The organism is Alteromonas sp. HB246098 (assembly GCF_054890645.1).
Genome location: NZ_JBTZUG010000001.1, coordinates 646,553 through 670,999, shown reverse-complemented (window position 1 = coordinate 670,999; position 24,447 = coordinate 646,553). Strand labels below are relative to the sequence as shown.

Genomic DNA, 24,447 nt, shown 5'->3' with positions numbered 1-24,447 from the left:
ACTTTTGGGGTCTACCAAATAAATTTGTTCTTTGTTTTACAGTTTTCCATGGTGTTTAAGTAATTTCTACAAAAAACGCAGAAACCTATACATCTTTTTCACCTTTTAAAAAGTAGAGCTCATTTTTTTGAACGAGAGAGAGATTTTTAATTTTTACAAAAACGAAGAATTTTTAAGGGAAGATTATAAATGCTTTTATTTCACAGTAACTGGCGAAGAAAAAGTTTTATAAATTTGCTTAAACCGCTGTTCATAGGGCGATGGCAACAACTTTTTATACTAAGTGATGCAGCAAAAAAACATAGAACTTTCTTTATCGAAAAGGGAAGAATAGGCTGAAATGGAATTTCGTCCTCCGCGCTTCCCCCTATATTGTAAAGTGATTGGCATAGAGCCTGCTTCATAACCATTGACTTATGTAATGACAGCCCCGAGACCTACTTATCTAGTCAAAAGGCAATGTATTACGCAGTTAGCATAATCTCCATAACTTTATTTGGGGATTATCAAAAGCAACGTTTTTAAGGAGAGAAAATGAAGCACTTAACTAAAATTTTTGCAGTATCGAGTTTGGCACTAGCGGCAAGTGCGTGCGACGTGAACAAAACTGAAGATGGCGAAATGCCCGATGTTGACGTTGAATCTGGCGAGCTTCCTGAATATGAAGTAAAGAAAACCGATGATGGACAAATGCCAGACGTTGATGTTGAAGGTGGCGAAATGCCTGAGTATGACGTCGATACGATGGACGTTGACGTAAAAACAAAGACTAAAGAAGTTGAAGTACCTGTTGTTGACGTAGATATGCCAGAAGACGACGAAGAAGACGAAACGGGTAACTAAATAAAACTTCCCGTAAAAGAAGCGAGTGAAACAGTGCTATTTATCATCACTGTTTCACTCGTTTTTTAGTTTGAATTAGTATTCAAACATTGCTGAAATAGATTCTTCGTTGCTAATGCGTCGAATGGTTTCAGCAAGCATCTCAGAAAGAGTAAGCTGTTTTACCTTTCCGATTTGCTTCATATCCGCACTTAATGGAATCGAGTCGGTAACGATAATCTCGTCAATAACAGACTCTTTAAGGTTGTTTGCAGCGTTACCCGAAAAAATAGCGTGAGTAGCGTAAGCATAAACACGGCGAGCACCATGTGCTTTAAGTGCTTCTGCTGCTTTTGCAAGCGTACCGCCTGTATCAATCATGTCATCAACGATGATGCAGTCTCTATCTTTAACATCACCAATAATATTCATTACCTGAGCCACGTTCGCTTTAGGGCGACGTTTATCGATAATGGCAAGGTCGGTGTCGTTAAGTAGTTTCGCAGTAGCACGTGCACGAACAACACCGCCAATGTCAGGAGAAACGACAACAGGGTCGGCAAAGTCACGTCTTACCATGTCAGCAAGAAGGATAGGAGTACCGAATGCGTTATCCACCGGAACATCAAAGAAACCTTGAATCTGTTCGGCGTGTAGGTCGATGGTAAGTACGCGGTCAACACCAACGTTAGACAGGAAGTCAGCCACTACTTTCGCAGTAATTGGCACCCTAGCTGAACGAACACGACGGTCTTGGCGTGCATAACCAAAGTAAGGAATTACTGCTGTAATACGACCAGCGGATGCGCGACGTAGTGCGTCGATCATCACAATAAGTTCCATAAGGTTATCGTTAGTAGGTGCACACGTAGACTGGATAATAAAAACGTCCGAGCCACGGACGTTTTCATGAATTTCTACGCTGATTTCACCGTCACTGAAACGGCCAACTTTGGCATTTCCAAGTTTGGTGTAGAGGCGATCGGCAACTTTCTGGGCAAGTTCTGGTACGGCATTACCTGCAAAGAGCTTCATATCTGGCACAAGTGGTTCCTCAGTGCGTTGATAAAAGAGGTTTGGCTGGGGTAGCAGGACTCGAACCTACGAATGGCGGGATCAAAACCCGCTGCCTTACCAACTTGGCTATACCCCAATTTTTAAGTTCTTGTCCGATGTGGCGTACACGCTATTTTTGTTGTTCTAATTTGTCTAATAGTGGTGAGCGATTCACACCTTTTGCGACAAAACTCTGCCAGGCTTCAGGCATTTTAGCCCTAACCTGTTCGGCTAAAGTGTAGTCAGAAAAAGTGGCAAATACGCAAGCACCTGTGCCCGTCATTCGCGACGGTGCGTAGTGTACCAACCACTGTAATAATTTTGCAACTTCAGGATAGCGATTCGCGACTAATTGCTGACAATCATTCCAAGTTTTTTCAAATTTATAGTCTTCCCATCGTATCGCAGGTGTATTTCTGGGCAAATCGGGAGAAGTAAACACCTCAGCCGTACTTACATGAACATTAGGGTTTGCGACAAGAAAATACATTTCTTTTTGTGGTGCGGGCGTTATCTCTTCACCCACACCTCCTGCAAATGCTGTAAGGCCTCGTACGAAGATAGGTACATCGGCACCTAAACTTAATCCTAACTCGGCTAGTTCGTTTTCGCTTAGCCCTGTATTCCATAAATGATTAAGCGCGACAAGGGTTGTTGCTGCATTCGATGAGCCACCCCCAATGCCGCCACCCATGGGTAGCCGTTTATCAAGTGAAATAACAGCACCTTTATTGCACTTGGTTTTTGCTGCCAGCAATCGCGCGGCTTTTATGATTAAATTATCATCATCGGGTACACCATCTAGTGGCACTTCCATTCGGATATTTGAATTATCTATGCCTTCTTTGTTGGCATTATCTATATCAAAGGCGAGGGCATCGCCGTAATCCAGCATTTGAAATAAACTTTGAAGCTGATGATAGCCGTTGTCGTATCGGCCTAAAATGTGTAAGAACAGGTTTAGTTTGGCGGGGGAAGGCCACCAATCTTTTTGCGTTGATTCAGATGCGTTCACTACAGAGTCCACTGATAAATTTTAATTTTAAGCTGAGTTTTAGGCATATTTGGGGTTTCATCTTGGGTAAGCGTGATGCTGTGCGGTAGCCATACAGATGTTTCATCTTCTAAATCAACACTACCGTAGTTGCCGTAAGTCACCTGCCAATTACGGCAACCTTGGCAATAGCTTTCAAGGGTATTCACAAGCCCTTTTTCGGTTAAGGTGTATTTATCGCCTTCAAGGGGCAGACCTTTTACCCAAGACAGAAGAGGCTTTACCGGTATTACCATTTTGGTGATTTGATAAATAAGTGGTTCTGGTAAAGCATCTACATAGGTTTCGCCGTCAGCCTCTAATACTGACTGGTTTTTGTTCACGTTTAGGTTAACTAGACTTACTCCTAAGAAATTAGTTAATCGAAAATCGAAATCGCCGGAATCGTTTTTCCAGACTAAATTAAGACTTGCCGCTTCTTTTCCTTGGCGAAAAGCAATTTTTCCGCGCATTTGCCATTGGTGGACTTCAGCCACTTTTTCGAGTTGCGCAGTAAGGTTTACCGCATTTTCTGGGCCTTTCGGAGCGGTCGTACATGCACTTAATAAAAAGCAAAGGGCAAATAATAAGGAAAATAAGCGAATCATTAAGGCAACATACCCGTATAAAAATAAAACACATTTAGTTGTGACATTATGGGAACACAGTTTCACCAACACTTTCAATCATTTTGCGTTTTTCGTACAATGCCGCTCCGACGTTGCCAGCACAGATTTTAATGACTTTACTCGCCCTCGGTATAAACCACAAAACAGCACCAGTAGCACTTCGCGAAAAAGTGGCTTTTACACCAGATTCTCTGGTGGAAGCGCTTGCGAGTTTAAAAAAGCTGGATGGCATAGATGAGTCTGTCATTGTATCCACCTGCAACCGCACCGAACTTTACGTCAATACCCAGGACGATACGGGTCAAAAGCTCTTACAATGGTTAAGTGACTTTCATCACTTAGACGTAGAAGAGATTGCCAGCAATAGCTATGTTCTAGCGCAAGATGAAGCAGTAAAGCACATTATGCGCGTAGCCAGCGGCCTTGATTCACTCATCTTAGGTGAGCCTCAGATATTAGGGCAGGTAAAACAGGCGTTTGGTGATGCAAAGCATTCAGGTATGGTGAACAGTGAGTTTGATAAGCTGTTTCAACACACATTTTCAGTGGCCAAGCGCGTTCGCAGTGAAACTGATATAGGGGCGAACGCGGTTAGCGTGGCCTATGCAGCAGTGCAACTTGCCAAGCATATCTTCGCTGAATTACCAAAGCGTTCAGTGCTACTAGTAGGCGCTGGTGAAACTATTGAATTGGTTGCACAGCATTTGAAAGAGCAGGGCGTAAGCTGCTTAGCCGTTGCAAACAGAACGGTGGCCAGAGCAGAAGCCTTAGCCGAAACACTGGATGCAAGCGTGTTTACCTTGTCGCAAGTACCAGAGCACTTAAAAGATTTTGATATCGTGATAAGCTCTACAGCTAGCCAACTGCCCTTAATTGGCAAAGGCATGGTGGAAAAAGCGCTTAAACAGCGTAGAAACATGCCTATGTTTTTGGTCGACCTGGCAGTACCGCGAGATATAGAGTCAGAAGTAAACGAGCTAGGTGATGCCTATCTTTATACTGTCGATGACTTACAGCACATTGTTCAAAAGAATTTAGAAAACCGCGAGCAAGCTGCAAAAGAAGCTGAAAAGCTTATCGACAAACAAGCTGGCGACTATATGACATGGAAACAGTCGCAGCAATCTATAGATTTAGTAAGACAGTATCGCCAGAAAGGCATGGCGCAGCGTGACGATATTGTGGAAAAAGCCAAAGCGCAATTAGCGGAAGGTAAAAATGCCGAAGCGGTATTAGAAGAAATGGCGTATAAACTAACCAATACGCTGTTGCATTCAACAACCCTGGCGTTACGCGAAGCTGCCATGCACGATGACCCGGCGTTAAGCCGTTGGATGGGACAGGCATTAGATTTATCTGACTATTCGTCAGACAATAATAAATAAGGTAATAAGAAGCATATGAAAGAGTCGGTAGTTAGGAAACTCGAACACTTAGTCGAGCGTTTCGAAGAAGTTCAGGCGTTACTCGGCGACCCTGAAGTTATCGGCGATCAGGATAAGTTTCGCAACTTGTCAAAAGAGTTCAGTCAGCTAGAAGATGTAGTCGCTGGCTTTAATGCCTATCAGCAAGCACAAGAAAACTTAAGCTCAGCACAGGAAATGCTGAACGAAGACGATGCTGAAATGCGTGAAATGGCACAAGAAGAGATGAAAGAAGCTAAGGCTGAAATTGAGCGCCTTGAAACTGAGCTTCAGGTTTTACTTCTGCCTAAAGATCCAAACGATGATAACAACTGTTTCTTAGAAATTCGCGCAGGTGCGGGTGGCGACGAAGCGGCGATATTTGCAGGTGATTTATTCCGTATGTATAGCCGTTATGCAGAAAGCCGCGGTTGGCGTGTTGAGTTGGTGAATGCCAACGAAAGTGAACACGGTGGCTATAAAGAGGTGGTTGCTAACGTTAGTGGCGATGGCGTTTACGGCGTGCTCAAGTTCGAGTCGGGCGGTCACCGCGTACAGCGTGTACCAGAAACCGAATCACAAGGTCGTATTCACACCTCTGCATGTACTGTTGCTGTTTTGCCTGAAATCCCTGAGTCAGAAGCCATCGAAATCAACCCGGCTGAGCTTCGTATCGATACCTTCCGTGCATCGGGCGCGGGTGGTCAGCACGTTAACAAAACTGACTCTGCTATTCGTATTACTCACTTGCCAACAGGCTTGGTTGTAGAGTGTCAGGATGAGCGTTCACAGCATAAAAACCGTGCGAAAGCTATGTCAGTACTTCAAGCGCGTTTAAATCAAATTGAAGAAGAAAAGCGCGCGGCAGAAGAAGCTTCTACCCGTAAGAGCTTAGTAGGTAGTGGTGACCGCTCAGAGCGTATTCGTACTTATAACTTCCCGCAAGGTCGCGTTACCGATCACCGTATCAACCTGACTATTTACCGCTTAGATGAAGTAGTAGAAGGAGATCTAAAACAGCTCGTCGATCCGATTTTGCAAGAACATCAGGCTGACTTGTTAGCCTCGCTTTCTGACGAATAATTTCGTATTGCAGCAAAAATAGCGTTAAAAAAGATAATGCGCATAGATAACGCCCTAGCGTGGGCTGTTAAACAACTAGAGGGTGGCGAGTCACCCTCTGTTGATGCCAAAGTTATATTGGCCAATATTCTGGGTAAGTCTCAAACTTACCTTTTCACATGGCCAGATAAAACCTTGGATGACACTGAGCAGGCGCAATTTGAAGCTGCAGTGGCAAAAAGAAAACGGGGTGAGCCTGTTGCTTATATTATCGGCAAGCGCGATTTCTGGACCCTATCACTATTTACCTCGCCGGATACCTTAATACCGCGTCCTGACACTGAAGTGCTGGTCGAGCAAGTGCTCAACTGGGCCAATGAACATCTAGCTCATCCTTTATCAATCTGCGACTTAGGAACGGGCACGGGCGCTATTGCTCTGGCGTTAGCAAGCGAATTACCTAAAGCATCAGTTACTGGTGTGGACTTCCAGCAGGGAGCGGTAAAACTTGCTACTCGTAATGCACAAGCTAACAACTTACTTAATGCCCGCTTCGTGCAAAGTGACTGGTTTAGTGCACTCGATGGCCAGACCTTCGACATTATTGTTTCAAACCCGCCTTATATCGAAGAAACCAGCCCATACCTTGATGAAGGCGACGTGCGTTTTGAACCGAAAACAGCGTTAACCTCGGGCCACGATGGCTTAGACGATATAAAGCACATTATTAAGAATGCGCCTGAATACCTCAATAAAGGGGCTTTGTTAGCCTTCGAACACGGCTTCGATCAAGGAAGTGCGGTTAATACACTGCTCACTGATGCAGGCTTTGTTAAGGTTAAGACTGTCAAAGATTTCGGTAACAACGACCGCGTGACGCTAGGTCAGTGGCGTTAGCGCTTTCATTATTTTCATCACGCATAGAATTGGCAGTAACCATTGCTGTTTAATTGCAAACTTGCTTATATCTGGTTTTGCATTAGTATTTGTTTAGCGTCAAAGAAAACTAAAAAGCGCCAAGTTAAACAATCTCTTACAGGACAGGACGTACCAGATGAATGATGACTTTCTTTTCGCAGAAGACGACGATGAAAATGAAGCGGATGATCTGGGTAGCTGGAAAGTACTTATCGTTGATGATGAACCTGAAGTGCACGCCGTTACCAAGCTGGCGCTAAATGACTTTAGCTTAAATGGTAAAACACTAGAGTTTGTAAGTGCCTATAGCGGTGAGGAAGCTAAATCTATTTTCGAAACCCACGATGATATAGCAGTTGTGTTACTCGACGTGGTCATGGAAACCGATGATGCCGGCCTTCAAGTGGCAGACTACATTCGCAACGAACTCGATAATCACTTCACTCGCATAATTTTACGCACCGGCCAGCCCGGCCAAGCACCAGAAAAAGATGTCATCATTAACTACGACATCAATGACTATAAATCTAAAACCGAACTAACTGCACAAAAACTATTTACTGTTATTATTGCAGCACTGCGCTCTTATCGCGATATTATTGTTATTGAAGAAAACAGGCGCGGCCTTGAAAAGATCATTGATGCCTCTGTTGATTTGTTTTCTTCACGTTCTCTCGAAAAATTCATGCAGGGCATCATTCAACAGTTGGCCTCTATTTTGGGTTGTTCGAAAGATGCCGCCTATATCACTACTGCGGTTGCCACTACATCGCGAACAATCAATACAAACAATAGTCAGTTGGGCAAAGACGAACTTTATGTGTTTGCAGGAAATGGCGAATATGCCAGCAAAGAAGGCGTGCCGCTAAAAGATGCGATTAGTGCAGAAGAATATGCACTATGTGCACAGGCAATGCGCGATAAGCAGATTGTATATGCAGAAGATCACGTTGTGGCTTACTGTAACAGTAAAACTCACGACGGTGCACTTTTGTATTTGTCGGGTTTGCCCAGAAGAATTGGTGATAATGATCGGCATTTGGTGAAACGCTTTTCTGATAGTGTGCAGCTGGCGTTCGATAACGTACTAAAAAGCGTTGATGTTGAAGCAACGCAGAAAGAAATTATTGAGCGCTTAGGGCGCGCTTTAGAGCATGAATCAAATGCGTCAAATCACCTAACGAGAATGGTTGAAATGGCCCAACTATTGGCAGAAAAAGCAGGGCTTAGTGAACAGGACCTTGATACTCTGCGCCTTGCTATACCGCTGCATGATATTGGTACTTCTATTGTACCAAAAGCTATTTTGAAAAAAACAACGCCTTTAACCGAAGAAGAAGTTTTCAACATACGTCAGCATGCAGAGTTTGGGTATCAAATTTTGCAAGACTCAAACCGCCCAACGGTTCAGCTTGCCGCCATGTTAGCAAAACAACATCACGAGCGTTGGGATGGAACAGGTTATCCCGATGGGCTTAAGGGCGAAGAAATAGATATTAAAAGCCGTATTGCCACATTGGTAGATGTGTTTGATGCGCTAATAAACTCACGACCCTACAAGCCCGCGTGGACAGTTGATAAGGTTGAAGCTGTATTAAAAGAGGAAAGCGGTAAACACTTCGACCCACACTTGGTAGAATGTATGCTAAACGATCTTCCCGCTTTTATAGCAATACAAGCTCAATATCCTGATGCGAAGTGATGCATTTCCCCGTTATTTACGTACTGTGATACGTTACAATAACAGTGTTTAAACGCGCGCTATAAAAATAAGACAGGTGTAACCAAATGCACCTGCCTTTAAGATGACTGCTCGCACTTTAAAATGTGACGCTAGGGCAATCGGATATTGCCAAAGCCCTTATAAAGAAAGGCCTAACCATAGTTGTCTTCTAGAGGGCACTTGCTTTTCGCTTCAAAGATCAAGCAATGCCCAATTAGCACATGTGTTAGAGTAACGAGCAGCAGGCTCATCATCTAATAAAAACAGGAACACACTATGTACATGATGGCAAAACACCTTCATTTAACCGCTGTTGGCTTAAGTATTTTATTCTTTGTCTTTCGGTTTATTTGGAGCCAATTCGACGCCACAGCGTTGAACAAAAAGTGGGTGAAAATTCTCCCTCATATCATTGATACCGTGCTTTTAGCTAGTGCAATTTGGCTGTGTTTTATTCTGTCTCAATATCCGTTCGTTAACGCATGGCTCACATTTAAGGTGCTCGGCGTAGTGCTGTACATTGTGTTTGGGTTGTTTGCGCTTAAAAAGGCTAAGACAACGTTAAGCAAGTGGGGCTTCTTCGTTGCCGCACTGGTGGTCCTAATGGCAACAGCTATGGTTGCAGTGACCAAACAACCTCTTTTTTAAGATTTAATTGGAAATAGATAATGTCTGAATCTCAACAGATTATTAATGTAGGTAACGTCGAGGTTGCCAATCATTTGCCCTTCGTACTGTTCGGAGGAATGAACGTACTTGAGTCACGCGACCTTGCGATGCGAATTGCTGAACATTATGTTGAAGTAACGCAAAAGCTCAATATACCTTACGTTTTTAAAGCTTCCTTTGATAAAGCCAACCGTTCATCAGTAACGTCTTACCGCGGCCCAGGTATGGAAGAGGGCTTACGTATTTTTGAAGAAATCAAGTCGACTTTTAACGTACCTCTTATCACTGATGTACACGAACCCCATCAAGCGGCACCTGTTGCCGAAGTAGTTGACGTTATTCAACTACCTGCCTTTCTAGCACGTCAGACCGACCTCGTAGTTGCTATGGCAAAAACGGGTAGTGTAATAAACGTAAAGAAACCTCAATTTTTAGCACCACACGAAATGCGCCATATAATTGGTAAGCTTGGCGAAGCGGGCAACGATAAGGTTATTCTTTGTGAACGCGGCAGCTGTTTTGGCTACAACAACCTTGTTGTAGATATGCTTGGTATGGACGCAATGAAAGAATATGCGCCAGTGATATTTGATGCGACTCACGCACTACAGATGCCAGGTGGTCGTGCTACCTCTGCAGATGGTCGACGAGCACAAGCTGCTCAACTAGCAAGAAGCGGTATGGCGTTGGGCTTAGCGGGCTTGTTCATTGAAGCACACCCTAATCCTGATGAAGCACTATGTGACGGGCCTTGTGCATTGCCGCTGGCAAAATTAGAGCCATATTTGCAGCAAATGAAAGCGTTAGATGAATTAGTGAAAGGTTTTGACGCGTTAGATACAAGTAATACCTAAGCTTATGTTGATGGCGTATGCCGGTGCAAGCACCGGCATGCGTATCAGGTGTGTGAGTTGCTTATTCCGCTTCAGAAACGGTTACGCGCTCTTCACCTTTCGCCATTGCCAATAGATTTTTGTGAAGCTGAACTTGGATCTCTTCAGCTAAAATTGCCTTTGATTGCTTCTTAACAACGATGTGAGCATCGTTTTCTGGCAAGACTTCAGCCATTTTTACACTGGTCATTGCCGTGTTGATTAACGATTGTAGATTGATCTTTTCTGGTTGTGCGTTAGCATTTGCAGCAGCGCTTGCGAAAGCCATTACAGAAACGCTAGCTAAAAGTAGTTTTTTCATTTTCACACCTAATAAAAATAATTAAAAATTTGTTGATCAATGTTAAAATGTTTAACATTTGTTCGACATAATTGATTGAAATTAAATGCTCTTCCTTAATTTCGGGTAAATTATAATCAGTGGGTGGCGAAAAATAAAACGAGTAAAAGTATGGGCTGTCATTAGAAAAACTAATGGATTTGTCATGCTTCGGTCACACTGGATTTGAATACAATATATGCACCGACGTTTACCTCCTCTTAATGCCTTAAAGTCGTTCGAAGCGGCAGCACGCCATTTGAGCTTTACCAAGGCAGCGGACGAATTGTTTGTTACTCAAGCAGCAGTAAGTCATCAAATAAAAGCCCTTGAAGATTTCTTATCTATGAAGCTGTTTCTAAGAAGAAACAGAACCTTGCTTCTGACCGAGGAGGGACAGGCCTATTTCTTAGAGTTAAAAGATATCTTTAAAAACTTACAGGACGCGACAGAAAGGTTGCTTGCGAAGGGCAGTAAAGGTGCCATAACAGTCGCCATGCCGCCAAGCTTTGCAAGCCAATGGTTGGTGCCCCGTATTCACAAATTTAGTTTAGCTCACCCTGATATTGACGTGCGCATAAAAGCGGTAGACTTCGATGAGGGTTTCTTAGAAGACGATGTGGACGTTGGAATATATTACGGTAAGGGGCGTTGGGCTGGTCTGCAGGCTGATCAGCTGCACAGAGAGTTTCTAACGCCGCTATGTTCACCCATGCTTTTTCAAGGGCCTAAGCCACTTTCTAGCTTGTCTGACTTAAGACACCATGTGTTACTTCACGATTTAAGCCGAACCGCGTGGAAAAACTGGCTAAAACACGTTGGCGTTGTTGGCGTGAATGTAAATCATGGCCCGGTTTTTAGCCATTCTATGTTGGTATTGCAAGCGGCAGCACTAGGCCAAGGTATCGCGTTGGGCAACACCATACTCGCTAGACCTGAAATTGAAGCAGGTCGTCTTGTGATGCCGTTTGAAGAACGAGTAGAGAGTCGCGATGCATTTTATTTGGTTTGTGAGGAATCACAGGCCGAATTAGGAAAGATTGCAGCGTTTAGAGACTGGATCTTAGCGCTGGTTGAAGCTGAACAAGAGGATTTGTTGTAGTATGGCTAAAATAGAAGGAGCCAATTTACAAACCAATACAGAAGCTAACACAAAGGATTTTGCTTTTGATATGGAAGTGCACGTAGCCAAAGCGCCTGTCGCATGCTTAATACTTGGGCACGGCGCTGGTGCGGGTAAAGAGCATGAGTTCATGCAAGACATGGCAAACGAACTTGTTGCAAAGGGCATATCTACGGTGCTTTTCAATTTTCCTTATATGCAAACCATTAAGTCTACTGGTAAGCGCAGACCTCCTGATAAAGCCGATAAACTCATGTCACACTTTACTGCGGTAATTGAGTCCTGCAGCAAAGATAACAAAGCCCTCCATAACTTACCCGTGTTTATCGGCGGGAAGTCGATGGGCGGGCGTATGGCCACCATGGTGTATGAAGGTATAAGCAATGTAAAAGGCGCGATAGCGCTGGGCTATCCATTTCACCCGCCGGGTAAGCCGGAGAAAACCCGCACAGAACACTTGCTAACAGCGGCAAAACCTCTGCTTATCATCCAAGGGGAAAGAGATACCTTTGGTACTAAAAATGAGATTGAAAGTGGTGAAGAGAACTACGCGCTATCCTCAATTATTGAATGCGTTTTTTTAGAAGACGGTGACCACAGCTTCAAACCTCGAAAGGCTAGCGGGAAAACCCAACAAGAGCATATTGTTAAAGCTGCTAATTTGACCGCGGCGTTTATAACCCGCAATCTGTCTAGTTGATATTCAAAACAACATTTGAAATAAAAGCGAACGATTAAATTAATGAGTAACGAAAAACTTAGGTTGGCTAGCCTTGCTAAACCTTATCTTGTCATTGGAGCTGCACTTGCAGGCTTAGCGGTTGTGCTAGGGGCGTTTGGCGCACATGGTTTAAAAAGTGTATTAAGTACACAGCAACTCAACACATTCGAAATAGGTGTGCGCTATCAAATGTATCATTCAATAGCCTTGTTGCTATTGCCCGCTTTGTCTGCTTACGTTTCATCGAAGTGGGTCAACCGTGCGGCATTTTGTTTTGTTACCGGTACGGTATTGTTTAGCGGAAGTTTATACGCGCTCGCCATCAGTGGTATTAAATGGTTTGGTCCAGTTACCCCATTGGGCGGCCTATTCTTTATCGCTGGGTGGACTTTATTAATGATTGGTTTGCTTGTGGGAAGGTCTAAAGAGAACGAAAGGGTACAGCAAAACTTATCTGAATTAGACCGGACAAATGCTAAACACATGGCGCAAACCGAAATAACGGACAAAAACAGAGGAGCAGGTAATGTCTAATGCTAGTATTTTAGGCTATTGCCGACCGGGGTATGAAAATGACACGGCTAACGAACTTACATCTCGATACGGTGAAGCTCAGTGTTACGGCTACCCAGTGTCAAAGAAAAATAGTGGCTTTGTGCACTACCATTTATATGATGCCGCGCAATTAAAGCAAACCATTACCCAGTTTGCTGTTCACGACAGTATCTTTCCTCGCCAGCTAGTGGCTGTTTTTGTCACGTTAACTGAAGTGGAAAAAGAAGATAGAGTGGGGCAGGTACTGGAAGCACTAAAAGAAGTAGAAAAACCGTTTTCTATTTTTGGTGCCATCGACGTGGAGTACCCTGATACCGAGGATGGGAAAACCCTCGCTAAGTTTTGCCGTAAGTTTACCGTACCTCTTCGCCAAGCGTTAAGAAAGGCGGGGTGGCTCACTGCAAAAGAAAATTTAGGTAAACCTAAGCTGCATATTTTTTTTGAGTCGTTTGAAATTTGTCATATTGGCTATACATTATCTAGCCACGCAAGTCGTGATCATCTCGGTATCTGCCGATTGAAATTTCCGAGTGATGCGCCTAGCCGCTCAACGCTTAAACTTGAAGATGCACTAGTAAATATGCTGAGTAACACTCAGCAAACGAAAGTACTTCGAAGCGGTGGGCGTGCGGTTGACTTAGGGGCGTGCCCTGGCGGCTGGACCTATCAATTGGTGAAGCGCGGCATGTATGTGGAAGCTATCGACAATGGACTTGTAGCCGATAGTTTAATGAGTACCGGGTTGGTTGAACATCACGCAGCAGATGGTTTTACGTATCGACCACAATTTGGTCGCGTCGATCTGCTTGTCTGTGATATGATAGAGCAACCCGATAGAGTAGCGAAATTGATGGGGGATTGGCTGGTCAAGCACTGGGCGACCCACGCCATTTTTAACTTAAAGCTACCTATGAAACAACGCTATGAAACTGTAGTCGAAGCCATGGCGTTGCTAAATAGCCGTTTAAATGCCTTAGATGATGCATTCGCGGTTAAGGTTAGGCATCTCTACCACGACAGAGATGAAGTTACAGTAACAATTGTTCGCACTTCAGCTGATGAGGTGTGATTTTGTTATTTTTCAAAAAAGTGTCATAACATATTAAGTTGTTGATACTTATAGAAAAGAATTGATGCTGGCGCGGATTTTGGCAAGCGAATTTTAGGTTTATGCTAAAAAAGGTGTAAATCTGGTATAGAAATCCTTTATAATCCAGCCGTTTTTTTACTCTGAACCAATGAAAGTGAACTAATGTCAGACTTATCTTTATACAGAAACATTGGTATTTTCGCCCACGTAGACGCGGGTAAAACTACCACAACAGAACGTATCTTGAAGCTTACTGGTAAAATCCATAAAACTGGTGAGGTTCACGATGGTGAATCAACAACTGACTTCATGGAGCAGGAAGCTGAGCGTGGTATTACCATCCAGTCAGCGGCAACAACCTGTTTCTGGAAAGATCATCGCATGAACATCATCGATACTCCGGGACACGTTGACTTTACAGTTGAAGTATATCGTTCACTTAAAGTACTAGACGGCGGTATCGGTGTATTCTGTGGTTCTGGCGGTGTTGAGCCTCAGTCAGAAACTAACTGGCGTTATGCTAACGAATCTGGCGTTGCTCGCTGTATTTTCGTTAACAAGCTAGACCGTATGGGTGCAGACTTCTACCGTGTTGTTGGCCAAGTTAAGAAAGTACTTGCTGCTAACCCACTAGTAATGACACTTCCAATCGGTATCGAAGACGAGTTTACAGGTGTTGTAAACCTTCTAGACATGAAAGCGTACATCTGGGACGACTCAGGCCTACCTGAGAACTACGAAGTAGTAGATATCCCAGAAGATATGGTTGAGAAAGCTAACGAATACCGTGAGCAACTAATCGAGACTGCTGTTGAGCAAGACGACGACCTAATGATGGCTTACATGGATGGCGAAGAGCCGTCTCTAGAAGACATCAAGCGTTGTATCCGTAAGGGTACTCGTGACCTAGCGTTCTTCCCAACATACTGTGGTTCTGCATTTAAGAACAAAGGTATTCAGCTAGTTCTTGACGCGGTTATCGATTTCCTACCTTCTCCAACAGAAGTAGACCCACAGCCTCTTACAGACGAAGAGACTGGTGAACCTACTGGTGAAGTAGCAACAGTATCTGTTGACGAGCCGTTCCGTGCGCTTGCGTTCAAAATCATGGACGACCGTTTTGGTGCGCTTACGTTTATCCGTATTTACTCTGGTGTACTTAACAAGGGTGACACTATCCTTAACAGTGCTACAGGTAAAACAGAGCGTATCGGCCGTATGGTTGAGATGCACGCTGACGAACGTACTGAACTTACTTCTGCACAAGCAGGTGACATCCTAGCTGTTGTTGGTATGAAGAACGTTCAAACTGGTCACACTCTTTGTGATCCTAAAAACGCTTGTACACTAGAGCCAATGATCTTCCCTGAGCCAGTAATCTCGATTGCTGTTAAGCCAAAAGACAAAGGCGCTAACGAAAAGATGTCTATCGCTATCGGTAAACTAGTAGCCGAAGATCCATCTTTCCAAGTTGAAACTGACGAAGATTCAGGCGAAACCATCCTTAAAGGTATGGGTGAACTTCACCTTGATATCAAAGTAGACATCTTGAAGCGTACTTACGGCGTTGAGCTAGAAGTTGGTCAGCCACAGGTTGCATACCGTGAAACTATCACGCAAGCAGTTGAAGACAGCTACACGCACAAGAAGCAGTCTGGTGGTTCTGGTCAGTTCGGTAAAATTGATTACCGCATCAAGCCAGGCGAAACTAACTCTGGCTTCAAGTTCACATCTACTGTTGTGGGCGGTAACGTACCTAAAGAATTCTTCCCTGCAATCGAAAAAGGTTTCGCAGGTATGATGGAAGTAGGTCCTCTAGCTGGTTACCCAGTACTAGACGTTGAAGTTGAGCTATACGACGGTGGTTTCCACGCAGTTGACTCATCAGCAATCGCGTTCGAAATTGCAGCTAAAGGTGCATTCCGTCAGTCAATGCCAAAAGCAGGTCCTCAAATTCTTGAGCCTGTGATGAAAGTTGACGTATTCAGCCCAGAAGACAACGTTGGTGACGTAATCGGTGACCTTAACCGTCGTCGTGGTATGATCAAAGACCAAGAAGCTGGCGCTACTGGCGTTCGCATCAAGGCAGACGTACCTCTATCTGAGATGTTTGGTTACATCGGTCACCTACGTACTATTACATCTGGTCGTGGTCAGTTCTCTATGGAATTCAGCCACTACTCAGCATGTCCTCAGAACGTAGCTGACAAAGTAATTGAAGAAGCGAAAGCACGTAAAGACGCTAAGTAATTAGCCTTTGCGAACGTTAGCTAGCTTGAGTTAGCTAACGCTTCAAAAAATACAAAAAAGCCGGTCATTCGACCGGCTTTTTTATGCCTAAAGTACTGGGCTTTAGTACATTTTGTATGGTAAAAACTTCCCTGACATAACTACGCTCACGCGGTCGCCTTTAGGGTCGTTCTCACGCTGTAAATCCATTGAGAAATCAATCGCGCTCATAATACCGTCGCCAAACTCTTCATGGATAAGTTCTTTTAAGGTAGTGCCATATACATTTACGAGTTCATACCAGCGATAAATAAGCGGGTCGGTAGGCACTTCTGTGGGTAATGAGCCTTTATAAGGTACGATTTGAAGCCAAGCAATGGCTTCGTCGGTAAGTTCAAGTAGTTCGCCTACCGCTTCTGCTTGTTGCTTTGTCATGGCCATCTGGCCTAAGCAAGCGGCAGTACTCCACTCTTTAGACTGACCTACAACCTCAGCAATTTGGCTCCACTTTATGCCTTTTAGAATTTTGGCTGATTGGATCATGTCGGTAACTTGTGTTCTTGATGTAATCATTAGTATTTCCTCAACAGGTTAATTAAACAAAATGAGCGTTACTAGGTTGCAAACAATAAGGGCCAGTATTAGTGCTTTGTAGACAAAAAGCGGATGGCGCTTTACTAAGGGCTGATACGTTGTGTGCTCAGAAGGATTTGGGTAGCGCAGCGAGTGAATAAACTCTGAAAGCGAAGAGTAGCGTTTGTCAGGGTTTATGTGTAAGGCACGCTTAAGCGCACTATCAACCCAAGTAGGTATTCGCCTTTTAGGATCTAACGCCGTCTCGTATTTTAGTTTTTTCTGTTCAGCAAAAGTGCGACAGTGGGCAAGCTTGGTATGGTAAGGATAACGACCACATAAAAGGTAATAAGTGAGTACGGCTAAGGAAAATAAATCAGAGCGCTCGGTGCCTACATTTCCTAAAAAGTATTCTGGTGCAGCAAAGAGTGCTGCGCCAGGAATAGGCGCATCACTATAAAGACTGGGGGCATTTTGTAAGGCAGCTGATCCAAGGTCAATAAGGGTACAGTGACCGTGTTCGCTGATGATAATATTGTCGGGACGTATATCCCTGTGAAGAATGCCCTGGCGATGCATTGCCTGTAATCCATTACAGACTTGCTCAACAATATTCCGAACTTGTTCTAATGAAGGTGTAGGGTTATCAATAGACCACTGTGCCAAGGTCTGCCCTTGTACATAGCTACTCACGCTATAAAAGGCTGTGGGTGTGTTTTTATAACCCAAGTCCGTAAACGTGGGGCTTTTTACAATATGGGGTGAATCGACCCGCCTTAAAAACCAATTCTCTATTAGAAAACCGTTTAGCATTTCAGGTGATTGGGAAAAGTCAGTGGCTGGTGTTTTTACAACTACAGTATCATACGGGTTTGCAACGGGTGACGTGCGTCGCGTGGCGATAAATACATGACTGCGCGCAGAAGTATAAAGCTGTCGCTCTAAGTTAAAGCCATCTATTTCATCGCCTGTTTTAAGTTCGGTAAACGCTAACTCGCCGGTAGTCTTTGGTGGTAATTTATCATCGTTATAGCCGGCTGCATTAGATACACCGTGACAGTTGGTATCTATCTCTCCAGTAGCCGTAATCAAGCTTTTTTCACCATCAATATCACCACTACTACCAACATCAATATTACCGAACTCGACTTTTATAAGCAGAAGGGTGAGGTTATCATCGCTTCCATTGTTAAACGCTTCGTGTACCACTAAAGCAGCTTGGTTTTCAGATAGTGTATAAGCATTATTTATTTTATTGAGTATGCTCGGCAGCGCTACAAATTCATAAACGCCGTCGGTACTTATAGCAATGGTACTTGGTGAGGTTAATGTTAATGAAGTATGGTCAATATCGATACTTGCTGTAACGCCCAACGCATTAGCAAGGTAAGTTTGTGAAGGTTCACTATCTGATGCTTGTCGATGAGGGCGAGTCAGCAATATAGGGTCTTTAGCATTACTTGTAACAACCTGAATTTGGCTATCTCCAACGTGAAATACGTCAAGGCGATTTCCGGTTACGATTGCTACCGAAAATGTGCACACATAGCCTTTTTCTGGGGTGTAGCAAAAAGCGCTTTTCTGCGTTCGGGTATAAAGCAGTGCATTAATTTCTTTAATAATGGTTTCGGCGCGGGTTTTGACCGTCCATTGTTCGGGCGCTATGTTAAACAGCTTAGTAAACTGGCGTGCGGCAAAATCGCTAGCAACTTGGCTTACCGTGCTACTGCTGACACCGTCAGCAACTATAAAAATGCTACTTTGATTTAGCTCGTCAGAGGATACGTGGTAGGTGTAAGCATCCTGGTTTATGTCTTTGACGCCAGGTGTTGAAAAAGCACTTACTGAAAGTGTGCAAGGTAGCGAGGAGTTCGATGTTTCTAGCGCTGCTTGCTTATTCATATTCAATTGCTTGTTTCCTAGTTACCTGGACATAGGTCTGTCGACTTACTTTTAAATAGGAAAGAATGTTGCCATCACGACTTAATATAAAGGTTTATGTCGTGATGGCGGTTTGGCTAATTAGCTTTATTAGATAGGTAGCGTTTGAGATGCCGCTGCTTTATCAACAGGGATTGTACGCTTTGGCAATGTCTTCACGTGGGTGGTATAAAGCGTTAGGCCAGTAAAAGCTAAACCGCCTACCAGGTTGCCTAGTGCTGTTGGAATTTCATTCCAAATGAAGTAATCCATTACAGAGAAATCACCGCCCATGATAAGACCAAATGGGAAAAGGAACATATTTACCACAGAGTGTTCAAAACCCATGAAGAAGAACAGCATGATGGGCATCCACATAGCCAACACCTTACCGCTTACGTGGGTTGAGATCATCGCTCCTACAACGCCTAGAGACACCATCCAGTTACATAGCATGCCGCGGATGAAAATGGTGAACCAGCCAGCTGCGCCATGCTCCGCATAGCCTAACGTTCGGGCTTCGCCAATACTGGCAACCTTGGTCGCAATAGCGCCGCCATCTACGTTGTAGCCCATGGTAAAAATAAACGACATCATAAAGGCAACGGTTAATGCGCCGCCGAAGTTACCTAAGAAGACTAAGCCCCAGTTTCGTAATATCTGTTTCGGCGTAACCCCTGGGCGCTGGGCAAGCCATGCTAGCGGCGTTAATACAAACACGCCGGTTAAAAGGTCGAAACCCATAAGGTAAAGCATACAAAAGCCAACCGGGAACAGCACGGCTCCTAGTAGGAAAATACCAGTTTGAACGGCTATGGTAATTGCAAAAACGGCAGCGAGTGCCAAGATTGCGCCTGCCATATAAGCGCGTATTAAAGTATCTCGTGTAGACATATAAATCTTCGCTTCGCCTGCATCTACCATTTTGGTCGCAAACTCAGCGGGGAGAAGATAAGCCATGGTTTCACCTCACGTTGTCGTTATTAATAAGTTGCCAGTTGTGTTCCGAAAGTTAGCTATCTACATGCGCTCTTGCAGATCAAAAAAAGGCGTCCGCAGCACTCTCGTTAGAAAGAACTGGGGACGCCTTTGTCCAAAAATTGTGCATTGTAGTAGCTATCAGTTGTAATTTTTTAAACGCTTTATATGTGTACGCCTTTGTACACCAAAGTTCCTAAGCAATATTACATAGCAGCCATCGCTTCGAACTTTAATAACTATGGTTTTAAAACACCAAAGGAGTAGCCAAAAAAGTGCCAATAGATGAAAAATAAGCGTTGGTTTTAAAAAAATCTATTTAAAACATTATATTAAGCTTATTTTTTTTAGGCGGAAGTAAAAAGTAGTCCTGATAGAAATTCAGCCATTTGCACTAAAAAGGTGGGGGCGTGAATGTTTAAGGTGCAATGAAGATATCTATTTCACAAGCGCACTTACGCTTTTAGATAGGATCTTTATTTGAGTGACTGTTTGAGTGTTTTTAATTGAAGCTTCATGACTTCATGTCTATCAGAGCTTCGATCCCTCTTTGCATAATGCTCACGCTCAAATATCTCGCAAAGTTTTTTAAATGACCTGGCTGCATGCGGGGGTAAATAAGCGCTGGTCTGATTTATATAGGCTGATAAGGTTTTGTTATCTCTACGTACCCCTGTCTTTGTTTCAACAAGCTTTATCGCTTTTAGCAATATGCGATACGAAGGCGACAAGTGGACCTTTTGTTTTTTGGGTAAAAAGTATAGCGCCAATATGAGCCCGATTAACCCAAGCGCCGATAAAAATACTGCACGCATTTTCTGCGGAGTCAGCGCGCCTAATAGTTCCTCGAGCATGTTGGTCTGGGCTGCATTATCAAAGCCCAGCACCCACTTACTCCACGAATAGTCGAGTTGCTGAAACCAGCCTTGCAAGGTCGCAAAAAATGCAGAATTGCCAAATTCACTTAGTATGGTTGTTTCGCGTGACTCTCCTAATTCTTCTAATGCGTGTTCAAGCCCAAAAGATAATCGAGACGGCGCGACCATGCTGGTGGGGTCGAAACGTATCCACTTACTGTCTATTAAGGCTTCTACCCATGCGTGGGCATCGTACTGCCTTACTTGAAGGACGTTATCACTTAGCGCGCTACCACCCTGGTAGCCTGTTACCATTCTAGCCGGTACGCCAGCTGCGCGAAGCACGTATACCATAGCGCCAGCATAGTGAGCGCAAAAGCCGGCCCGTTGCTCAAATAAAAAGCTGTCTATAGGGTCCACGGGCATAGCATTTGGGGAAAGGGTATAGCGGAACCCCCCTTGATTGAATTCTCGCATTACCGCATTGACGAGCTCAATAGTATTGCTGTATTGATTGGCTAGTGCTTGTCCCCAAGCCCTGGCTTCGGGGTTGCCATTTGTTGAAACTTGCAAATTTAGTTGCGCTTCAAAGTTTCCTATACCGTTTATGATCGGTGCGTTTGAAAAGTAGCGTAAATAAAAGGCTTTTTTGCTGGATATAGGCGTGTCGGCACGCAAGGTATAATCAAATAGCGTGCTGACAGTAATACTGTTCTTAAGGTTATTAGGCGATGAAGGTTCTAGCGCGAATAGCCACCTTTGTTGAGTCGGCTCTACAATTAATTCATAGTCGGTTACAAGGGATAATTCTTTTACTGCTAGGATGGATAGAGGCGTTGATCTACCCATGGAAGCTAACTGTTGCTCGGCTTGTTTGCGTTTGTTACTGATAGACCAGGTTTTTCCATCAAAATGCTCGAGCGTCATTGCACGCCAGTATCTCAAAGGCGCATCGGGAACCTCTTCTTCACTATTGAATGTAGCACTAAAAGCAAGTTCAGATGAGCTAGCAAGTGATGCTATATCACCAGGCGTCACTGTATCGGAAAGCCCGGTTTCCGTGGATTTTGACGTGGGCATTTGCCAAAGGGGCGGAAGCTGAGGCAATAATAGGAATAAAAGTAGCGCAATGGGAAAAGCTTGAACGATAAGTATACTGACGAATTTAAAGCTTCTCGCTATAGAAACACCAGCACCGTGATAAATGGCCGTTGCGACAAGCAGTAATGCTAATATAGCTGTATAGCCTATCCATGCAAATACACTCAGTGACGAAATAAAACCGCAGCCGATTAAGAATAAGCTGGTACATATTAGCAGGTGAAAATCTCGCTTATTTTTAACAAGCATGATTTTTAAGGCGCACGCTACCGTCAACAAATTAATCATGCTATCAAGAAGACCTACTGAGAAACCAAACCAAGACAAAGCAAATACGGCAAGTACAGCAAGTAAATTCACCGTACGTGAAGTAGGTAAGTTGTGCAGTGTGCTAAGGCCTGCAACCCTCACCACCACAGCACACCCGCTAAGCATCAATACCCATATCATTAAAGGTGAGGTAAGCGTAGAGAGTATTAGGGAAAAGGCTGCGCAAAGTAGAAGAACAGCCACAGATTGGGGTTGGCTAAATACGTTTTTTAAAACAGCTAATTGTGAAAACTGCCTAGAAGTAAGGATACTCACTTTAAAGGCCTCATCTTCTTCTTTTGCTTGGAAGCTAAAGATACGGGCCTGTTTGTTGTTGAGGTGAACGATGACGTATTATGGTTTGTGTTACTTGCAGACGCTAAACAAGCAAGTGCGCTAAGGCATTCATGTATGTGCTCAGTTCCATGGTCAGGCGCAATATTTAGTCCTTTGAACTGTACACCGAACCCGCGTTCCGCATCTGCCCAAGATCCCGCTTTTGTCCAAGAGCCCGCTTTTGTCAAAGAAAGTACGGCATGAGTAAGCGCCGAAACCGCAGTTTCTAAATCCGTATTAGAGGGTATCGAAAGTATATAGCTGTCGCTTTGCAGAGAAGTAAAAGATTTAGAAACCCAGTTTCCATTTTTAGCCACATGCTTCCACGATACCCGGTTAAGTGGCTGTCCAACTTCGTAGTCCTTCAATGCGTAAAAGTCTTCGCTACTGGTTGGGTCGCTCAATTCACTAACATTTTTTGACTCATCTGTATTGGCAATCCTATTGATAGTGATAGGGCCTTCCTGAGGCTTGGCATACACAATAACTTGCTGGTCAAAATCAAGGTGAGTCCAGCATTTATAAAGCCCAAGAGGAAAGTCACAGGCGATGGTCATTCGACCCAAAGTAAACAGCCCTCGCTTTGGTATTTGCAAAGGTACCCTGATGCTTTGTCGCTGGCCTTTGTTTGAGCCTGGATGTGTATTTAACGCAAAGCTAAAGTTTCGCTCTAAAAATGCTGATGTGTCGCCATCAGTTGTTTTTTGAGTGTGAGTATCTGCTGTGCGCACTACATTCAGCCACTTTACCGACAGTACGCCACTGCAGGGTTTCGTTGGAGTGTTCTTATGAGGGATGATCTGAAGGTGTATTTCACCGTCTAAGTTGCAATGAAATGAGTCGGGCGGAAGAGCTTTAAGAGCTAGACGGGCAAAGTTTTGATGAGTGTAAAACAACGTGAGTAGCATAATGCTTAAGCACAAATAGCTAAGCAGTAACATCAAGTTGTTTTGATAGTTGGTCCCGAGTAAAAACAAGCACAGTGACAAAATAATAAACGACCAGCCAAACCCACTTGGTAGTATAAAAATACTGTTCAAGTTTAGGTGATGTTCGGGGGAAGCCGGAACACGTTTATCTAGCCACTTCAGTAGTCGCTGCTTGAAGTAATTTGATAAGGAGGCAGGCACTTTACGCACGTGTAATACTCCAACAATCCATAAATACTACGCTGCTAATGGGTCGATACTATTAAGTAATTTTTGGCTCAGTTTCTCTCCATCAAAAGTTTGGTTATGTTGTCCCTGAGCACCTTGGTGGGAAGATAAACTTAATCGGTGTGCGGTAATTGCCACAAATACAGCCTGAACATCATCGGGCGTCACATAATCTCTACCACACACATATGCCCATGCCTTAGCACCTTGAAGTATTGCTCGGCTTGCTCTCGGTGAAAGCGGGTTAGGGTAGTCGCCGCTCTCTCTGCTTTCGCTTACCAGTCGCAAAATATAGTGAAGAATGGCATCGCTCGTATGAATAGCAGACACTTCACTTTGCATTTGGTGTAAATTTGCTTCAGTTAGAATTTGGCTGAGAGGCGCTGAAGCGTCTTGCTGCAAAAGCATAGCTTTTTCGGCTTCCCAAGCAGGATAGCCCAGTGAAATACGCATAAAGAAGCGGTCTAGCTGCGACTCTGGTAAAGGGTAAGTGCCAGATTGATAGCTAGGGTTTTGCGTAGCAATCACAAAAAAAGGCGAGGGAAGTGCGTGGGTCACACCATCAATACTCACTTGGCGCTCTTCCATTGCCTCTAATAGGGCACTTTGAGTTTTAGGGCTTGCTCTATTTAATTCGTCGGCCAGAACTACTTGGCTGAAAATAGGGCCGTGTTTAAAAGAGAAGCGTTTTTGCTCATCGCTTTCGTGACTGTGAAAAATGTTTACGCCCAACATGTCGGAAGGAAGTAAGTCTGACGTAAACTGAATACGCGCATATTGAAGACCAAAAACTTGTGAGAGGGCATGTGAAAGGGTGGTTTTCCCCATTCCAGGTAAGTCTTCAATTAACAAGTGACCATTGGCCAGTAAACACGTAATGGCAAGTTTCAACTGGTGCTCTTTACCAATAATTTTTTGACTAAGAGCTTGCTGAATACGAATAATATCTTGGCGCATAGTTTTGTCACTTT

22 protein-coding genes and 1 tRNA gene are annotated in these 24,447 nt (G+C 44.0%); 12 read left to right on the top strand and 11 right to left on the bottom strand.

Annotation, left to right across the window (positions count from 1 at the left end):
- Positions 1-534 precede the first annotated feature (534 nt).
- Positions 535-843 (top strand): hypothetical protein, encoded by a 309-nt coding sequence (locus ACYTPF_RS02785; RefSeq protein WP_179982968.1) that lies wholly within the window; start codon positions 535-537, stop codon positions 841-843.
- A 75-nt stretch (positions 844-918) separates the two neighbouring features.
- On the opposite strand, the gene ACYTPF_RS02780 is transcribed toward ACYTPF_RS02785, so the two are convergent.
- The 4 genes from ACYTPF_RS02780 to lolB form a co-directional block, all read right to left on the bottom strand.
- A complete protein-coding gene (locus ACYTPF_RS02780; RefSeq protein WP_012517998.1) occupies positions 919-1,866 on the bottom strand; it encodes a ribose-phosphate pyrophosphokinase in 948 nt (315 codons plus the stop codon).
- Between the two features lie 33 nt (positions 1,867-1,899).
- Positions 1,900-1,975 (bottom strand) — tRNA-Gln (locus ACYTPF_RS02775).
- A gap of 33 nt (positions 1,976-2,008) precedes the next feature.
- Complete coding sequence (gene ispE, locus ACYTPF_RS02770; protein ID WP_461851136.1) at positions 2,009-2,893, bottom strand: 4-(cytidine 5'-diphospho)-2-C-methyl-D-erythritol kinase; 885 nt, start codon at positions 2,891-2,893, stop codon at positions 2,009-2,011.
- A complete protein-coding gene (gene lolB, locus ACYTPF_RS02765; protein ID WP_461851135.1) occupies positions 2,893-3,519 on the bottom strand; it encodes a lipoprotein insertase outer membrane protein LolB in 627 nt (208 codons plus the stop codon). The genes ispE and lolB overlap by 1 nt, the downstream gene beginning before the upstream one ends.
- 131 nt (positions 3,520-3,650) lie before the next feature.
- Here lolB and hemA point away from each other — a divergent pair, with 131 nt between their 5' ends.
- The 6 genes from hemA to kdsA all read left to right on the top strand — a co-directional run bounded on the left by hemA (position 3,651) and on the right by kdsA (position 10,169).
- Positions 3,651-4,925: a glutamyl-tRNA reductase gene (gene hemA, locus ACYTPF_RS02760; RefSeq protein ID WP_461851134.1), complete on the top strand. Its 1,275-nt coding sequence runs from the start codon at positions 3,651-3,653 to the stop codon at positions 4,923-4,925.
- A gap of 15 nt (positions 4,926-4,940) precedes the next feature.
- Positions 4,941-6,026 (top strand): peptide chain release factor 1, encoded by a 1,086-nt coding sequence (gene prfA / locus ACYTPF_RS02755; protein ID WP_179982972.1) that lies wholly within the window; start codon positions 4,941-4,943, stop codon positions 6,024-6,026.
- A gap of 36 nt (positions 6,027-6,062) precedes the next feature.
- Positions 6,063-6,902, top strand: a complete 840-nt coding sequence (prmC, locus tag ACYTPF_RS02750; RefSeq protein WP_461851133.1) for a peptide chain release factor N(5)-glutamine methyltransferase — start codon at positions 6,063-6,065, stop codon at positions 6,900-6,902.
- Between the two features lie 157 nt (positions 6,903-7,059).
- Complete coding sequence (locus ACYTPF_RS02745; RefSeq protein WP_461851132.1) at positions 7,060-8,625, top strand: DUF3369 domain-containing protein; 1,566 nt, start codon at positions 7,060-7,062, stop codon at positions 8,623-8,625.
- 297 nt (positions 8,626-8,922) lie between these two features.
- Positions 8,923-9,294, top strand: a complete 372-nt coding sequence (locus ACYTPF_RS02740; protein ID WP_461851131.1) for a SirB2 family protein — start codon at positions 8,923-8,925, stop codon at positions 9,292-9,294.
- 20 nt (positions 9,295-9,314) lie between these two features.
- Positions 9,315-10,169 (top strand): 3-deoxy-8-phosphooctulonate synthase, encoded by an 855-nt coding sequence (gene kdsA, locus ACYTPF_RS02735; protein ID WP_179982976.1) that lies wholly within the window; start codon positions 9,315-9,317, stop codon positions 10,167-10,169.
- Positions 10,170-10,230: 61 nt separating this feature from the next.
- Here kdsA and ACYTPF_RS02730 read toward each other — a convergent pair whose 3' ends face one another.
- Positions 10,231-10,509, bottom strand: coding sequence for a hypothetical protein (locus ACYTPF_RS02730; RefSeq protein ID WP_179982977.1), 279 nt, complete (start codon positions 10,507-10,509; stop codon positions 10,231-10,233).
- Between the two features lie 217 nt (positions 10,510-10,726).
- Here ACYTPF_RS02730 and ACYTPF_RS02725 point away from each other — a divergent pair, with 217 nt between their 5' ends.
- The 5 genes from ACYTPF_RS02725 to fusA all read left to right on the top strand — a co-directional run bounded on the left by ACYTPF_RS02725 (position 10,727) and on the right by fusA (position 16,266).
- Entirely contained in the window at positions 10,727-11,629 is a 903-nt protein-coding gene (locus ACYTPF_RS02725; protein ID WP_179982978.1) for a transcriptional regulator GcvA, read from the top strand.
- Positions 11,630-11,699: 70 nt separating this feature from the next.
- A complete protein-coding gene (locus ACYTPF_RS02720; protein ID WP_461851531.1) occupies positions 11,700-12,350 on the top strand; it encodes an alpha/beta family hydrolase in 651 nt (216 codons plus the stop codon).
- 42 nt (positions 12,351-12,392) lie between these two features.
- Positions 12,393-12,905: a DUF423 domain-containing protein gene (locus ACYTPF_RS02715; protein WP_461851130.1), complete on the top strand. Its 513-nt coding sequence runs from the start codon at positions 12,393-12,395 to the stop codon at positions 12,903-12,905.
- Positions 12,898-13,995 (top strand): 23S rRNA (cytidine(2498)-2'-O)-methyltransferase RlmM, encoded by a 1,098-nt coding sequence (rlmM, locus tag ACYTPF_RS02710; protein ID WP_461851129.1) that lies wholly within the window; start codon positions 12,898-12,900, stop codon positions 13,993-13,995. Before ACYTPF_RS02715 ends, rlmM begins: the two co-directional genes overlap by 8 nt.
- Before the next feature lie 183 nt (positions 13,996-14,178).
- Positions 14,179-16,266 carry an elongation factor G gene (gene fusA / locus ACYTPF_RS02705; protein WP_461851128.1) on the top strand — a complete coding sequence of 696 codons (2,088 nt, stop codon included), beginning with the start codon at positions 14,179-14,181 and terminating at the stop codon, positions 16,264-16,266.
- Positions 16,267-16,368: 102 nt separating this feature from the next.
- On the opposite strand, the gene cynS is transcribed toward fusA, so the two are convergent.
- The 6 genes from cynS to ACYTPF_RS02675 form a co-directional block, all read right to left on the bottom strand.
- Positions 16,369-16,818 (bottom strand): cyanase, encoded by a 450-nt coding sequence (cynS, locus tag ACYTPF_RS02700; RefSeq protein WP_039216226.1) that lies wholly within the window; start codon positions 16,816-16,818, stop codon positions 16,369-16,371.
- Between the two features lie 18 nt (positions 16,819-16,836).
- A complete protein-coding gene (locus tag ACYTPF_RS02695) occupies positions 16,837-18,720 on the bottom strand; it encodes a protein kinase domain-containing protein (protein WP_461851127.1) in 1,884 nt (627 codons plus the stop codon).
- Between the two features lie 129 nt (positions 18,721-18,849).
- Complete coding sequence (locus ACYTPF_RS02690) at positions 18,850-19,698, bottom strand: formate/nitrite transporter family protein (protein WP_179982984.1); 849 nt, start codon at positions 19,696-19,698, stop codon at positions 18,850-18,852.
- A 494-nt stretch (positions 19,699-20,192) separates the two neighbouring features.
- Positions 20,193-22,259, bottom strand: coding sequence for a transglutaminase family protein (locus ACYTPF_RS02685; RefSeq protein WP_461851126.1), 2,067 nt, complete (start codon positions 22,257-22,259; stop codon positions 20,193-20,195).
- Complete coding sequence (locus ACYTPF_RS02680) at positions 22,256-23,458, bottom strand: DUF58 domain-containing protein (protein ID WP_461851125.1); 1,203 nt, start codon at positions 23,456-23,458, stop codon at positions 22,256-22,258. The genes ACYTPF_RS02685 and ACYTPF_RS02680 overlap by 4 nt, the downstream gene beginning before the upstream one ends.
- 27 nt (positions 23,459-23,485) lie before the next feature.
- A complete protein-coding gene (locus ACYTPF_RS02675; RefSeq protein ID WP_461851124.1) occupies positions 23,486-24,433 on the bottom strand; it encodes an AAA family ATPase in 948 nt (315 codons plus the stop codon).
- Positions 24,434-24,447: the final 14 nt, after the last annotated feature.

Coding starts and splice junctions, on each gene's coding strand:
- prmC (WP_461851133.1), top strand. CDS start 6,063: ATGCGCATAGATAACGCCCTAGCGTGGGCTGTTAAACAACTAGAGGGT.
- ACYTPF_RS02730 (WP_179982977.1), bottom strand. CDS start 10,509: ATGAAAAAACTACTTTTAGCTAGCGTTTCTGTAATGGCTTTCGCAAGC.
- rlmM (WP_461851129.1), top strand. CDS start 12,898: ATGTCTAATGCTAGTATTTTAGGCTATTGCCGACCGGGGTATGAAAAT.
- ACYTPF_RS02695 (WP_461851127.1), bottom strand. CDS start 18,720: ATGAATAAGCAAGCAGCGCTAGAAACATCGAACTCCTCGCTACCTTGC.
- ACYTPF_RS02740 (WP_461851131.1), top strand. CDS start 8,923: ATGTACATGATGGCAAAACACCTTCATTTAACCGCTGTTGGCTTAAGT.
- ACYTPF_RS02745 (WP_461851132.1), top strand. CDS start 7,060: ATGAATGATGACTTTCTTTTCGCAGAAGACGACGATGAAAATGAAGCG.
- hemA (WP_461851134.1), top strand. CDS start 3,651: ATGACTTTACTCGCCCTCGGTATAAACCACAAAACAGCACCAGTAGCA.
- ACYTPF_RS02675 (WP_461851124.1), bottom strand. CDS start 24,433: ATGCGCCAAGATATTATTCGTATTCAGCAAGCTCTTAGTCAAAAAATT.
- prfA (WP_179982972.1), top strand. CDS start 4,941: ATGAAAGAGTCGGTAGTTAGGAAACTCGAACACTTAGTCGAGCGTTTC.
- lolB (WP_461851135.1), bottom strand. CDS start 3,519: ATGATTCGCTTATTTTCCTTATTATTTGCCCTTTGCTTTTTATTAAGT.
- fusA (WP_461851128.1), top strand. CDS start 14,179: ATGTCAGACTTATCTTTATACAGAAACATTGGTATTTTCGCCCACGTA.
- ACYTPF_RS02785 (WP_179982968.1), top strand. CDS start 535: ATGAAGCACTTAACTAAAATTTTTGCAGTATCGAGTTTGGCACTAGCG.
- ACYTPF_RS02690 (WP_179982984.1), bottom strand. CDS start 19,698: ATGGCTTATCTTCTCCCCGCTGAGTTTGCGACCAAAATGGTAGATGCA.
- ACYTPF_RS02720 (WP_461851531.1), top strand. CDS start 11,700: ATGGAAGTGCACGTAGCCAAAGCGCCTGTCGCATGCTTAATACTTGGG.
- kdsA (WP_179982976.1), top strand. CDS start 9,315: ATGTCTGAATCTCAACAGATTATTAATGTAGGTAACGTCGAGGTTGCC.
- cynS (WP_039216226.1), bottom strand. CDS start 16,818: ATGATTACATCAAGAACACAAGTTACCGACATGATCCAATCAGCCAAA.
- ACYTPF_RS02725 (WP_179982978.1), top strand. CDS start 10,727: ATGCACCGACGTTTACCTCCTCTTAATGCCTTAAAGTCGTTCGAAGCG.
- ACYTPF_RS02715 (WP_461851130.1), top strand. CDS start 12,393: ATGAGTAACGAAAAACTTAGGTTGGCTAGCCTTGCTAAACCTTATCTT.